At 69.1% G+C, this 12,514-nt stretch carries 12 protein-coding genes and 1 riboswitch; of the genes, 3 read left to right on the forward strand and 9 right to left on the reverse strand.

Translation table 11 applies throughout. From position 1 onward, the window contains the following. Positions 1-272: 272 nt before the first annotated feature. Positions 273-1,637, reverse strand: coding sequence for an NYN domain-containing protein (locus ACWGDX_RS24490; protein ID WP_453628798.1), 1,365 nt, complete (start codon positions 1,635-1,637; stop codon positions 273-275). Positions 1,638-1,670: 33 nt separating this feature from the next. Further along, positions 1,671-1,913, reverse strand: a complete 243-nt coding sequence (locus ACWGDX_RS24495) for a hypothetical protein (RefSeq protein WP_453628863.1) — start codon at positions 1,911-1,913, stop codon at positions 1,671-1,673. A gap of 151 nt (positions 1,914-2,064) precedes the next feature. Between ACWGDX_RS24495 and ACWGDX_RS24500 the strand changes: the two genes are divergently transcribed. Together ACWGDX_RS24500 and ACWGDX_RS24505 are read left to right on the forward strand one after the other, a co-directional pair. Beyond that, entirely contained in the window at positions 2,065-2,775 is a 711-nt protein-coding gene (locus tag ACWGDX_RS24500; protein ID WP_453628800.1) for a rhomboid family intramembrane serine protease, read from the forward strand. After that, positions 2,772-3,053 (forward strand): Lrp/AsnC family transcriptional regulator, encoded by a 282-nt coding sequence (locus ACWGDX_RS24505; RefSeq protein ID WP_453628802.1) that lies wholly within the window; start codon positions 2,772-2,774, stop codon positions 3,051-3,053. The genes ACWGDX_RS24500 and ACWGDX_RS24505 overlap by 4 nt, the downstream gene beginning before the upstream one ends. A 21-nt stretch (positions 3,054-3,074) precedes the next feature. On the opposite strand, the gene ACWGDX_RS24510 is transcribed toward ACWGDX_RS24505, so the two are convergent. From ACWGDX_RS24510 to ctaE, 6 genes are all read right to left on the reverse strand, one after another. Then, entirely contained in the window at positions 3,075-4,484 is a 1,410-nt protein-coding gene (locus ACWGDX_RS24510) for an aminotransferase class V-fold PLP-dependent enzyme (RefSeq protein WP_453628803.1), read from the reverse strand. A 222-nt stretch (positions 4,485-4,706) separates the two neighbouring features. Then, a riboswitch (SAM riboswitch) is annotated at positions 4,707-4,824 on the reverse strand. Between the two features lie 215 nt (positions 4,825-5,039). Then, a complete protein-coding gene (gene trpD, locus ACWGDX_RS24515; RefSeq protein WP_453628805.1) occupies positions 5,040-6,110 on the reverse strand; it encodes an anthranilate phosphoribosyltransferase in 1,071 nt (356 codons plus the stop codon). Positions 6,111-6,296: 186 nt separating this feature from the next. Next, positions 6,297-7,964, reverse strand: coding sequence for a cytochrome bc1 complex cytochrome b subunit (gene qcrB / locus ACWGDX_RS24520; protein ID WP_453628807.1), 1,668 nt, complete (start codon positions 7,962-7,964; stop codon positions 6,297-6,299). Further along, positions 7,961-9,016 carry a cytochrome bc1 complex Rieske iron-sulfur subunit gene (qcrA, locus tag ACWGDX_RS24525; protein WP_453628808.1) on the reverse strand — a complete coding sequence of 352 codons (1,056 nt, stop codon included), beginning with the start codon at positions 9,014-9,016 and terminating at the stop codon, positions 7,961-7,963. Before qcrA ends, qcrB begins: the two co-directional genes overlap by 4 nt. Next, the gene (qcrC, locus tag ACWGDX_RS24530; protein WP_453628810.1) at positions 9,013-9,822 is read right to left on the reverse strand and encodes a cytochrome bc1 complex diheme cytochrome c subunit; all 810 of its coding nucleotides are present in this window, start codon (positions 9,820-9,822) and stop codon (positions 9,013-9,015) included. The genes qcrA and qcrC overlap by 4 nt, the downstream gene beginning before the upstream one ends. Positions 9,823-9,893: 71 nt before the next feature. Then, positions 9,894-10,514 carry an aa3-type cytochrome oxidase subunit III gene (ctaE, locus tag ACWGDX_RS24535; protein ID WP_453628812.1) on the reverse strand — a complete coding sequence of 207 codons (621 nt, stop codon included), beginning with the start codon at positions 10,512-10,514 and terminating at the stop codon, positions 9,894-9,896. A 195-nt stretch (positions 10,515-10,709) separates the two neighbouring features. On the opposite strand from ctaE, the gene ACWGDX_RS24540 reads away from it, so the two are divergent. Beyond that, positions 10,710-11,111 carry a hypothetical protein gene (locus tag ACWGDX_RS24540; RefSeq protein WP_383040114.1) on the forward strand — a complete coding sequence of 134 codons (402 nt, stop codon included), beginning with the start codon at positions 10,710-10,712 and terminating at the stop codon, positions 11,109-11,111. 94 nt (positions 11,112-11,205) lie between these two features. Here the strand turns inward: ACWGDX_RS24540 and ACWGDX_RS24545 are convergent, their stop codons facing one another. After that, complete coding sequence (locus ACWGDX_RS24545; RefSeq protein ID WP_453628814.1) at positions 11,206-12,456, reverse strand: Ig-like domain-containing protein; 1,251 nt, start codon at positions 12,454-12,456, stop codon at positions 11,206-11,208. Positions 12,457-12,514: the final 58 nt, after the last annotated feature.

Raw genomic sequence — 12,514 nt, forward strand, 5'->3', positions numbered from 1 at the left:
AGGGCCCCGGCTCCATACGTCCCATACCCCTGCCAGCTGGGCTGAACTGCATGAAATCGGCGGTTCCTTCGCTGTCACCCCGGGTGGGTGATCAACCGCGCGAAGGTTCGACGCCTGACCATAGTGACCTTCTTGTGATCAGTTCAAATCCTGACAAGGAAAATCTCCGTCAGGACGCGCATTATTTACAGACGCTACACAGGCAGTGATGGACATTTGACGCTACGCCCCAGAAAAAGGCCCTTAATTCGGGCATTGATCCCACAAGTTGACTAGATGCGCGAAAGCCGCTTCAGCAACAAGGCGGACGCGACGGGTCTGGCGCCGGCCAGAGCCACTCCGTCCGCGACCTCACGGTCGGTGGAGACCACCACCAGCGGCCGCCCCGGCGGCTCCGCCCTGACGAGCTGACGGATCAACTCGTCGGCGGTCACACCCGGTTTGGAGAACAGCACCCGCACCCCGCGCGGCGGGGCGAGCAGCACGGGCGCCGCCAGCTCCGCGCCGTCGAAGACACAGGTCATCTCCGCGCCCGACTGCGCCGCGAGCATGGCGAGCCCGCCCAGCAGCCGCAGCCGCTGCTTCTCCAACGGCATCGTCGGATAGCCGGTCTTGGTGACGTTGTAGCCGTCCACGATGAGATGCGACTGCGGCAGCGCGAGCAACTGGTCGAGCAGCGCGGGATCGGTCTCGGAGAGCGCGCGGGCCGCCACGTCCTTGGGCGACATCCGGCCGGGCTCGACCGCGTCGACCGTATCGCCGGGCCGGACCGTGGCGGGCGGCAGCGCCAGTTCGCGCCGTAGCCCCTGGGCCGATTCCAGCACGGTGTCCAGCAGCAGCCGCAGCCGCATGTCCTCCACCGAGCGGCCCTCGCGGGCGGCCCTGCGGCTCGCCTCGACCGCCGACTCGGCCTCACCGAGCCGCGCCTTGATCCGGCGGGTCTCGCTCTCCGCGGCCGACACCGCGGCGGCGGCCTCGGCCCTGACCGCCTCGGTCTCCGCGTGCACCCGGCGCAGGGCGGCCTCGCCCCGCTTCACATCGCTCTGGGCACTGCGCAGTTTGCGATGGAGCGACTCGGCCTCCTTGCGGGCCGACTCCAGTTCCGTACGCAGCCGCTCGGTCTCGCTCTTCGTCAGCGCCCTGGCCACGGCCAGTTCCTCACGCAGCCGATCCAGTTCGCGCCGGGCCTCCTCGTCGGCGCGCTCGGCGTCCGCGCGCTGGGCCTCCTCGCCCGCGGCGGCCACCAACTTCACCCATCCGGGGGGCCTGAGCACATACGCGGCCGCGGCCACGTCGACGGGATCCGCGGCGGCCGGCGGCGACCCCGACTCCAGGGCCCCGGCCAGCTCCGGCTGGGAGTGGCTGATGCGCTCACCGATCCGCTGCCGGAACAGCGGATCGCTCTCCAGGGCGGCCGCCATCGCGTTACCGGCGAACTTGGCCCGTCTGTTGGGCGTGAACCGGGCGTACTGGCGCAGCTGCGCGGGGAGTTCGGTGACGGTCAGACCGCCGAAGGCGTCCGAGACCAGCGCGATGACCCTGCGTCGTACCCCGTCCGGGAGCGGGCGGTCCAGCGCCTCCGCGGCGTCACCGCCGGCCGCGCCGGCCGGCTCAGCACCGCTTGCGGCCTGCTCCACATCCGTCACCCCATACCCTTTCGGGCGGCTCCCTCAGGAACCGGCGCCCGGCCTGTCCACCAGCTCGATCTGATCCACCGCGTTGCACCACCGGCAGCGCACCGACTCGATGGTCTCACTGACCACCTCGCGCTCCTCGACCCTCGGCTCCCCCGCCAGGTCCAGATGGACGTACTCGACGGCCCTCGACGACCGCGTCACGTCGAAACGCGTGAGATTGCCGCACAGTGTGCAGCGCCACCGGGTGGCGGCCGTCGGCTGGGGAACCGTCGTCATCATGCGTCCTCTTTCGTCGTCCCTGCCGCCGCCGCCCGCGGCGCGCCGTCGAACAGCGGATGTACTCCTTGCAACCCTACGGCCTCCGGGCCACCCCAGGGAGCGGCGAGGCACTCTGTACCCTTCACTCCCGGTAAGCCATGCTCTGTCGGTGAATACGTCGCGGACGACGGCCGACGGACCGGTGGTGACCCACACGCTGATCGGCCTCTGCTGTCTGGCATTCCTGTTCAGTCCGTCGTCGGGGTTCAACCCGGCGTACGGGAGAGGCGAGGCGCTCCTCGACGCGCAGAGCCTGTATTTCGAACGGTGGGGCGTCATCCCGGTCGAGCTGCTGAGCGGTTCCCCACGCGCCCTGTTCACCCCGCTGACGGCGCTCTTCGTCCATGGAAGCTGGCTGCATCTGCTGGGGAACATACTGTTTCTGTTCGTCTTCGGCGCGATGGCGGAGGAACGGCTGGGCCGGGCGCACTTCCTGTTCTTCTATCTGACCGTCGGCTGTTTCGCCCTGCTCACGTACGCCATGGTGAACGCGGCCTCGGACCAGACGCTGGTGGGGGCCTCGGGCGCGATCTCGGGGGTGCTCGGCGCCTTTCTCTATCTCTTCCCGAAGGCCCGGGTCACCAGCCTCTTCCCGTTCCTGTTCTTCCTGCCGCTGCGCTTTCCCGCCTGGATCGTGCTGATCTTCTGGTTCGCGATCCAGTGGCTGGCGGCGCGCGGCGCGGGCTCGGGTCCCGGCGTGGCCTATCTCGCGCACCTCGTGGGCTTCGCCACCGGGTTTCTCTACGCCTGGGGGCGGTACTGGCGTACCGATAGAGTGGGAGACCACACCGCGGCCACCGAGGGAGAACGTCAACCGTGATCACCGCGATCGTGCTCATCAAGACCAGCGTGGCCCGGATCCCCGAGATCGCGGAGTCGATCGCCGCGCTGGACAGCGTCAGCGAGGTCTTCTCGGTGACCGGTACGTACGACCTGATCGCCATGGTGCGGGTGGCCAGGCACGACGATCTGGCGGATGTGATCCCCGGCCGGATCAGCAGGATCGAGGGTGTCGAGGCCACGGACACGCATGTGGCGTTCCGTACGTACTCACAGCACGACCTCGAAGCGGCCTTCGCCATCGGACTCGACGCGTAAGGCCGCCTGCGGCTCCGTGCGTCAGGCCGTGGCGCCGTCCCGGTCCGGGACGCAACGGCCGTCCTCCGTACGGTAGTTCCAGCGCGCTCCCTGGCTCACCAGCTCCCGTACGGCCCGGACGAAGCGGTCCACGTGCTCGTCCGGGGTGCCGGCGCCGAAGCTGACCCGGATCGCGTTCAGCGAGCGCTCGCCCGGCTCGGCCTCCGGGGCGCCGCACTCCCCCGGGTCCTGCGGGTCGGTGCCCAGCAGGGTCCGCACCAGCGGGTGCGCGCAGAAGAGACCGTCCCGTACACCGATGCCGTACTCCGCGGAGAGCGCGGCGGCGAAGTGCGAGCTGTTCCATCCCTCGACCACGAACGACAGGACACCGACGCGCGGGGCGTCGTCGCCGAACAGCGAGAGCACCCTGACCTCGGGCACCTCGGCGAGACCCGCGCGCACTCGGGCGACGAGCCGCCGCTCACGGTCGACGAGGGTGTCGAAGCCCGCCTCGGTGAGCGCCCGGCAGGCGGCGGCGATCGCGTACACCCCGATGACATTGGGGGAACCGGCCTCGTGCCGGGCCGCGGTGGTGTGCCACGCGACATCGACCCCGCCGTCGCTCCGCCGGGCCACCGCGCGGCTGGCGCCACCGCCCGCGAGATAGGGCTCCGCGTCCTGGAGCCAGTCGGCACGGCCCGCGAGCACCCCGGAGCCGAAGGGCGCGTACAGCTTGTGCCCGGAGAACGCGACCCAGTCGACATCCAGCCCGGCGATGTCCACGGGGTGGTGCGGGGCGAGCTGCGCGGCGTCGAGCACGATCCGGGCGCCGTGCGTGTGCGCGGCGGCGGCCAGCTCCCGTACGGGCCACAGCTCGCCGGTCACATTGGAGGCCCCGGTCACACAGACCAGCGCCGGACCCCGGGGGTCACGCTCCGCGAGCGCCCGCTCCAGGGTGGCGACGGCCTCGGCGGGGGTGCGGGGGGCGTTCAGATAGCTGACCCGGGCCTCGCGCCAGGGCAGCAGCGAGGCATGGTGCTCGGTCTCGAAGACGAACACCTGGCAGTCGGCGGGGAGCACCGCGGCGAGCAGGTTCAGCGAGTCGGTGGTCGAGCGGGTGAAGACGACCTGGTCGTCGGGGCGGCAGCCGAGGAACTCCGCGACCGTGCGGCGGCTGTTCTCGAAGAGGTCGGTGGAGAGCTGCGAGAGATAGCCGGCGCCGCGGTGGACACTGCCGTAGTACGGCGCGTACGCGGCCACGTCGTCCCAGACCCGCTGGAGGGCGGGGGCGCTGGCGGCGTAGTCGAGCGCGGCGTAGCTGACCTCGCCGCCGGTGACGAGCGGCACGGTGACATCACGCCCGAGGACGGGCAGCGGGTCGGTACCGGAGGTCGCGGTGCCGGAGGTCGCGGTGGCGGTGGTCGGGGCGGCGGCGTTCAGGTATGCGGACATGGCGATATCTCCCGGCGGGACAAGTCGGAACGGCTTTCAGGAACCCGCACGGCGGCACCACGGCTCGACGGAGCCGCGGGGGCGGTGACGGGGGGTGCCTCGACGCATGGAGGCGTACTGAAGAAGGGGTCGAAAAACCCCTGGGGCCTGTCGGACAGGCCCTAGCACATTCGCTTGCTCACGAGACTGCTCCCTTGAGGACCAGGACCCCAAGGTGCGAGGGGTCCGCGCTTGCCGCGGACCTCGCTGCCCACGGCCTGGTCTTCACCCGGGGCACCCCGCCACGGACGGAGGGTTGCCGGACAGCGAGCCGGGGCCTTAATCGCTGTCACTCATGACCTGGTCCAAGATTATGGCACAGGGTGCCGCGCGCCCCAACGGGTGTCCGCGATACGGGACGTGTGCGGGGCGCGGCGGGTGGGCGGTTCGAAAACCGGCCCACCCCGACAACGCACCCCGCACCACGGCCCCCTGACCGGGAGGCGACCCGCGCCAGAGCCGTACAGGACCTGGCCCGTACAGGGCCCAGCCGTACAGGGCCTAGGCGTACAGGGCCTAGGCGTCGCGGTGGCTCGCCGCCACCCAGCGTTCCAGCGTGCGCCCCGCCGCGCCCGAGTCGATCGACTCCGCCGCCCGCGCGATACCCGCCGCGAGCTGGAGGGCTAGGGGGTCGTCCGTCGGGTCCAGGGCCACCAGCGCCGCCGCCGAGTTGAGCAGCACCGCGTCGCGTACGGGGCCGGTCTCGCCGGCCAGCAGCCGGCGGGCCACATCGGCGTTGTACGACGCGTCCGCGCCGCGCAGCGCCTCGACCGGGACCAGTTCCAGGCCCACGTCCCGGGGGTCGAAGGCCTCCTCGGTGACCTTGCCGTCCCGTACCGCCCACACCCGTGATGTCGCGGTGGTGGTCAGCTCGTCCAGGCCGTCGTCGCCGCGGAAGACCAGGGACGAGTTTCCGCGCTCGGCGAGCACACCCGCGACGATCGGCGCCATCCGCGCGTCCGCCACACCCACCGCCTGGGCCCTGACCCGCGCCGGGTTGGTGAGCGGGCCGAGGATGTTGAAGGTGGTCTGGGCGCCGAGTTCCTTGCGGGCCTTGGCCGCGTACCGCAGCGCGGGATGGAACTTCACCGCGAAGCAGAAGGTGATGCCCGCCTCCTCGGCGACCTCGGCCACCCGCTGGGGGGTCAGCTCCAGATTGACGCCGAGCTTCTCCAGTACGTCCGAGGCACCGCTCGCCGACGAGGAGGCGCGGTTGCCGTGCTTGACGACCTTGGCGCCGGTGCCCGCCACGACGATCGCCGCCATGGTGGAGATATTGACCGTCCTGGCGAGGTCGCCGCCCGTGCCGACGATGTCGACCGTACGGCCCGGCACCTCGATGGTGTTGGCGTGCGCGTACATGGCGCGCACCAGGCCGGAGACCTCTTCGACCGTCTCGCCCTTCGCCCGCAGGGCGACCGCGAACCCGGCGATCTGCGCGTCGGTGGCCTCGCCGCTCATGATGCGGTCCATGGCCCACGCCGTGTCCTCCGTGCCCAGACTCTCGCCGCGCAGCAGCGGGTTCAGCACGCCCGGCCAGGTGCGGTCCGCCACGGTGTCGCCTCCGACGGGGGTCACAGCGCTCATGCTCGCTCCTGGTGGGTTCCGGGACGGGTGTGCGGACCGTACGAGGCCCGCGCCACCAGCCTATCGGCGTACGCCCGGCCGGCAGGACGGATGCCCGCAGTACGGACGGTCCCACGCCGAGGGCCCCGGCCGGTCCCCCTCGCGGGGAGACCGGGCCGGGGCCCTCGGTGGTGGCGAACCGGTGGATCAGTGCTTGCTGTGGCCGCTGGTGATCTCCTCGTGCCCATGGCCGTGCGCGGCGGCGATCTCGTTGTACTCCTCGGCCGTCGGCTTGGGGATCTGGTTGCCCTCGCCGTAGTAGCCCTTGTTCAGCTTCACCCGGAGCCTCTCGGCCGGGCCGACCTTGCGCCGTACGCCGTTCTCGTCGACCTCCGGGCCGATCTCGGCCGGCTTGTGCTGGTCGTGGGCGGTCAGCCTGTGCAGATCGGACTGGTCCAGCGGGGTGTGCACCTCGATGAACTCACCGTGCGGCAGCCGCTTGATGACACCGGACTCGCGTCCGTGCAGCACCTTCTCCGCGTCGCGGCGCTGGAGGCCCAGGCAGATCCGCTTGGTGACGACGAAGGCGACGACCGGTCCGACGAAGAAGAAGACCCGGACGAACCAGGTGATCGCGTTGATCGACAGATGGAAGTGCGTCGCCCACAGGTCGTTGCCGCCGCCGACGAGCAGGATGAAGTACCACGTCAGCCAGGCCACACCGAACGCCGTACGGGTCGGCGCGTTGCGCGGGCGGTCCAGGATGTGGTGCTCGCGGTTGTCGCGGGTGACCCAGCCCTCGATGAACGGGTAGACCGCGATCGCGACCAGCACCAGCGGGAAGATCACCAGCGGGATGAAGACACCCAGCACCAGGGTGTGTCCCAGGAAGTTGATCTCCCAGCCGGGCATGACCCGGATGAGTCCCTCGGAGAAGCCCATGTACCAGTCGGGCTGGGCTCCGGTGGACACCTGGTCGGGTCGGTAGGGGCCCAGCGCCCAGATCGGGTTGATCGTGGCGATGGCGGAGACGATCGTGATGAGCCCGAAGACCAGGAAGAAGAAGCCTCCGGCCTTGGCCATGTAGATCGGCAGCAGCGGCATGCCCACGACGTTCTTGTTCGTCCGGCCGGGGCCCGCGAACTGCGTGTGCTTGTGGTAGAAGACCAGGATCAGATGGGCCACGACCAGTCCCAGCATTATGCCGGGCAGCAGCAGGATATGGACCGAGTAGAACCGGGCCACGAAGTCGCCGCCGGGGAACTCCCCGCCGAACAGGAACATCGAGAGATACGTGCCGACGACCGGCACCGACAGGATCGCGCCCTGCATGAAGCGGACGCCGGTGCCGGAGAGCAGGTCGTCCGGGAGCGAGTAGCCGGTGAACCCGGTGAACATGCCCAGGACGAACAGCAGGAAGCCGAACAGCCAGTTGATCTCACGCGGCTTGCGGAACGCGCCCGTGAAGAACACGCGCATCATGTGGACGAGCATGCCCGCGAGGAAGATCAGCGCGGCCCAGTGGTGGATCTGCCGGATCAGCAGACCGCCGCGGACGTCGAAGCTGATGTCCACCGTCGAGGCGTACGCCTCCGACATCGTCACGCCCTGGAGCGGGACGTAACTGCCGTGGTACACCACCTCGTTCATCGAGGGGTGGAAGAACAGCGTCAGATACACACCCGTGAGGATGATGATGATGAAGCTGTAGAGGCAGATCTCGCCGAGCATGAAGGACCAGTGGTCCGGGAAGATCTTCCGCATATTGGCCTTGGCCAGGGAGTAGATCCCCAGCCGGCCGTCCGCCCAGTCGGCGACCCGCTCACCCGCGGGGGCCTTGCGGTTCTTGTCGTCCGTAGCAGTGCTGGTACTCATCCGCGCTCCCAGAAGGCAGGACCGACGGGCTCGTCGAAGTCGCCGAGCGCCTCGAGGTTGCCCTCCGCGTTCACACCGATCCGCAGCTGCGGAAGGGGGTGACCGGCCGGGCCGAAGATGACGCGGGCGCCGTCGGAGAGGTCGAAGGTGGACTGGTGGCACGGGCAGAGCACATGGTGCGTCTGCTGCTCGTACAGGCTGATCGGGCAGCCGACATGGGTGCAGATCTTGGAGAACGCCACGATCCCCTGGTGGGACCAGTCGAGTTCACGCTTGTCCTTGATCTCGTCCGGCTGGATCCGGACGATCATCAGGGCCGCCTTGGCGATCTGCTTCTGGAAGTCCTCGCTGTGCTCCTCCAGGCCCTCCGGCATGGCGAAGGTGAGCGAGCCCACCACCACGTCCTCGGGACGCAGCGGCTGATTCGTGTTCATGTTGATGAGCTGCTTGCCCTTGGCCCACAGCGTCGAGCGGAGCTTCTTCTCGGGCAGCGGACCGAGGTCGCGCAGCAGCACCACACCGGCGAGCGGCACCAGCGCCATCGCACCGAACATCGTGTTGCGGATCAGCTTGCGCCGGCCGAAGCCGGACTCCGCCGCACCGGCCGCGAAGTCCGACAGGACCTTCGCCTTGACCTCGGGCGGCGCCTCGATCGGATGGCGGTCGTCCGCCACCTCGACGTCCGACATCAGCGTCCGGGCCCAGTGGACCGCGCCCGCGCCGATGCAGAACAGGGCGATGCCGAGGGTCACACCCAGCGAGAAGTGCAGGATGCTGACATGGCCCAGCGGGAAGATGTAGACGATCTTGCTGACCGGGAACGCCACGAACGAGGCGATGAACGCGACGGTCGCCACCATCGACAGCAGGAACAGCAGCGCCACCGTACGCTCGGACCGCTTGGCGGCCCGCTCGTCGATGTCCTGTATACGGGGCCGGTGGGCCGGCAGTCCCGGGTCGGCGAACGGGTCGTCCGTACGCTCGACCGCGCCGTGCGCGTCGCCCTGCTCGCTCGGCAGGTTCTTCTCTGGAAACTCTTCTTGGCTACTCATGACTTCTTGGCCTTAGCGGTGTGGGCCGCGACCCAGACGGCGGCTGCGATCAGAACACCCAGACCGACGATCCAGCCGAAGAGACCTTCGCTGACGGGGCCGAGGCCACCCAGCTTCAGACCGCCGGGGCTCGCGGCCTTCTCTCCGTTCACCGCCTGGATGTACGCGATGATGTCCTTCTTCTGCTGCTCCGGCATCGTCGAGTCGGGGAACGAAGGCATGTTCTGCGGGCCGGTCTGCATGGCCTCGTAGATGTGCTTCGGGCTCACACCCTCAAGATTCGGTGCGCTCTTGCCGTTCGTCAGTGCGCCACCCTCGCCGGTGAAGTTGTGGCACTGGGTGCAGTTGGTGCGGAAGAGATCGCCACCCCTGGCGACATCCGCGCCGGCGGGGTCGTACTGGTTCCCGGTCGGGATGATCGGACCGGCGCCGAGGGACGCGATGTACGCGGCGAGCTGGTCGATCTCGGCCTGCGAGTAGATGACCTTCTTCTTCGGCACCTGCACGCCGGGCTGCTGCGCGGGCATACGGCCGGTGCCGACCTGGAAGTCCACGGCGGCGGAGCCGACGCCGACCAGGGGCGGGCCGTCGCTGCTGCCCTGACCGCCGGTTCCGTGGCAGCTTGCGCAGCCGACGGAGTAGAGCTTCTTGCCCTCCTCGATGGCGAGGGACTGGGAGGTCTCGTCAGCCTGTGCCGTGCCCGCGGGCGCGAACGCGGCGTACAGCCCCCCGGTGGCCGCCAGTGCGAGGAGTAGGACGACGACCGCCGCCAGCGGATGGCGTCGTCGTGCGGAGAGCTTTTTCACGGATTACCCCGGTGTCAGGATCTTCTGCGTCGGTGTTTCTGGATTGTGTGCGCTTCGGGCACGGGACCCGGCTACTTGATCAAGTAGATGGTGGCGAAGAGGCCGATCCAGACGACATCGACGAAGTGCCAGTAATAGGACACGACGATGGCGGCGGTTGCCTGCTCGTGGGTGAACCTCTTGGCCGCGTAGGTCCTGCCCAGAACCAGCAGGAACGCGATCAGACCTCCCGTCACGTGCAGCCCGTGGAAGCCGGTCGTCAGATAGAACACCGAGCCGTACGGGTCGGAGGACAGCGACAGGCCGTCCTTCTTCAGAAGCTCGGTGTACTCGAAGACCTGACCGCCGATGAAGATCGCACCCATCACGAACGTGATCGCGAACCAGGAGCGGAGCTTCTTCACATCCCCGCGCTCCGCGGCGAAGACGCCGAGCTGGCAGGTGAGGGAGGAGAGCACCAGGATCGTGGTGTTCGTCGCCGAGAACGGGATGTTCAGGGCCGACGCCATCTCCTTCCAGTGCGCCGCGCCCATCACCGATCGCAGGGTGAAGTACATCGCGAAGAGGGCCGCGAAGAACATCAGCTCGGAACTCAGCCAAATAATGGTTCCGACGCTGGTGAGGTTCGGCCGGTTGACCGACGGGTGCGCGTGCCCGGTTTCTACTGTCGTTGCTGTCGCCACGACCGACATTATGTCGGTCGCTTATCCCGCCCTGACTCCGGGGGGTGCCGTTCGGTGTGTCCGTGGAGTGTGCCCAGCTCGAACGGGTCGGCGAACGACGTACGTACCCGTGCTGACTCGGTCTCCGACGGAGTAGCATCCGCGCATCGGTTCAGGGCGACGGAGCCCTGGAGCCCTCGCAGACACTGATGTCACGGAGGAACAATGCAGCCGACCGCCACGGTGCTGGTCTACAGCGACGACGCGAACACCCGCGAGCAGGTCCGGCTGGCAGCGGGACGCCGGCCGGCCGCCGACGTACCGCCCGTCGAGTTCCTGGAGTGCGCGACCCTGCCCGCCCTGCTGAAGCAGCTCGACCGGGGCGGGATCGACGTCTGCGTACTGGACGGCGAGACGGTCCCCGCGGGCGGGATGGGCGTCTGCCGGCAGATCAAGGACGAGATCTTCAACTGCCCGCCCGTGCTGCTGCTCATGGGGCGCCCGCAGGACGCCTGGCTGGCCACCTGGAGCCGCGCGGACGCGGCGGTGACCCTGCCGGTCGAACCGGTCGGCTTCGCGGACGCCCTGGCCGCCCTGCTGCGCCACCGCCTCGCCATCAGCGCGTAGGTCCCGAGGTCCGGAACGGGCCAGGTCCTGCCGCCTGTGAGGGGCGGCAGGACCTGGTTGTCCGTTGAAGGCTGTCCGGCCGACGGACCGTGTTTCAGACCAGGGGGCGGAGGCGGGCCGGGTCGGCGGGGCTGGTGCCCTCCCTCGTCCCGGCCAGCAGGACGCTGCCCTCGCGCCAGTCCTCCCAGTCCACGTTCCAGTCGCCGAACCCGTTGCCGAAGTCCTCCATGTAGTCGCCGGCGCTGTTGATCACCTGGACGAGATCGCCCTCCTGCACGTTCTCGAAGAACCAGGCCGCGTTGGCGGTGGACATACCGACACAGCCGTGGCTGACGTTCGCGGATCCCTGCGAGCCCACGGACCAGGGCGCGGCGTGCACGTACTCACCGCTCCAGGTGACCCGGGTCGCCCAGTACACGGGGAGGTCGTAGCCCTCACCGCCGCCGATGCCGACGCTCGTACCGCGCATCCGTACGAAGTACTCCTTGCCCAGGATGACCTTGATGCCGTTACGGGTGGAGAAGCCGGGCTTGCCGGTGGTCACCGGGATGCTGGTGACCTCTTCCCCGTTGCGGAACAGGGTCATGTAGTGGGAGCTGGCGTCGACGATGGCCTCCACCCGGTCGCCGGTGGTCAGCTTGAGCGGTTTGACGGCACCGCCGTACACCTTGTCGGTGATCTTCACCCCCTGGAGGGTGCTGTAGGCGGTGACCTTCCCGTTCGCGGGCCAGTACTCCTTGGGCCGGTAGTGCAGCTCCTCGTCGTCCACCCAGTGCCAGGCGCCCTCCTCCGCCGCGGGGGTGGCACGGACCTTCAGCGACCGTTCGATCACATCCCTCGCCTTCTTGTCCGTGATCGGCTGGCTGAGCGTGGCGGTGATGGGCTGGCCGACACCGTACTCACCCGCGTCGGGCCCGAACTCGACCGTGAGGGTCCGCTTGGCGGGCATGGTCTCGAAGGTGAGCGTCCGCGAGCCCGGCTTGCCCTTCTTGTCCTCGGTGGCGACCTTGACGGTGTACTGGGAGCCGGCCGCCAGTGGTGCCGTGGAGTGCCAGCGCAGGCCGTCGGCGGTGAGTTCACCCGCCAGATAGTGGCCCGCCTTGTCGACGGCGTTGACGTCCGTGATCCGCTCACCCTTGGCGGTCACCTGGAGGGGCTTGTTGGGATCGACCTTGGTGGCGCCCGCGGGCGTACTGAAGACGATCTTCCCCGGGGCGGCTTCGCGCGGCTTCCCGGAGAGCGGGTGCGGCCCGTCGTCACTGCTGCACGCGCTGGCGCTCGCCCCGAGGGACACGACCAGCAGAGTGCAGGTGAGGACGGCGCGCAGACGTGGCGTGTGGTCCATGAGCACACGGTAGGAAGATCTTTCCGCTCAGCGCGCGACGAGCGGGTACAAACGGGGG

Source organism: Streptomyces sp. NPDC055025 (genome assembly GCF_053608565.1).

What these genes read in the sequence shown, in the direction of transcription:
- ACWGDX_RS24545 (WP_453628814.1), bottom strand. Translation starts at nt 12,456, where the DNA reads ATGGACCACACGCCACGTCTGCGCGCCGTCCTCACCTGCACTCTGCTG.
- qcrB (WP_453628807.1), bottom strand. Translation starts at nt 7,964, where the DNA reads ATGAGTACCAGCACTGCTACGGACGACAAGAACCGCAAGGCCCCCGCG.
- ACWGDX_RS24540 (WP_383040114.1), top strand. Translation starts at nt 10,710, where the DNA reads ATGCAGCCGACCGCCACGGTGCTGGTCTACAGCGACGACGCGAACACC.
- ACWGDX_RS24495 (WP_453628863.1), bottom strand. Translation starts at nt 1,913, where the DNA reads ATGACGACGGTTCCCCAGCCGACGGCCGCCACCCGGTGGCGCTGCACA.
- ctaE (WP_453628812.1), bottom strand. Translation starts at nt 10,514, where the DNA reads ATGTCGGTCGTGGCGACAGCAACGACAGTAGAAACCGGGCACGCGCAC.
- ACWGDX_RS24510 (WP_453628803.1), bottom strand. Translation starts at nt 4,484, where the DNA reads ATGTCCGCATACCTGAACGCCGCCGCCCCGACCACCGCCACCGCGACC.
- qcrA (WP_453628808.1), bottom strand. Translation starts at nt 9,016, where the DNA reads ATGAGTAGCCAAGAAGAGTTTCCAGAGAAGAACCTGCCGAGCGAGCAG.
- trpD (WP_453628805.1), bottom strand. Translation starts at nt 6,110, where the DNA reads ATGAGCGCTGTGACCCCCGTCGGAGGCGACACCGTGGCGGACCGCACC.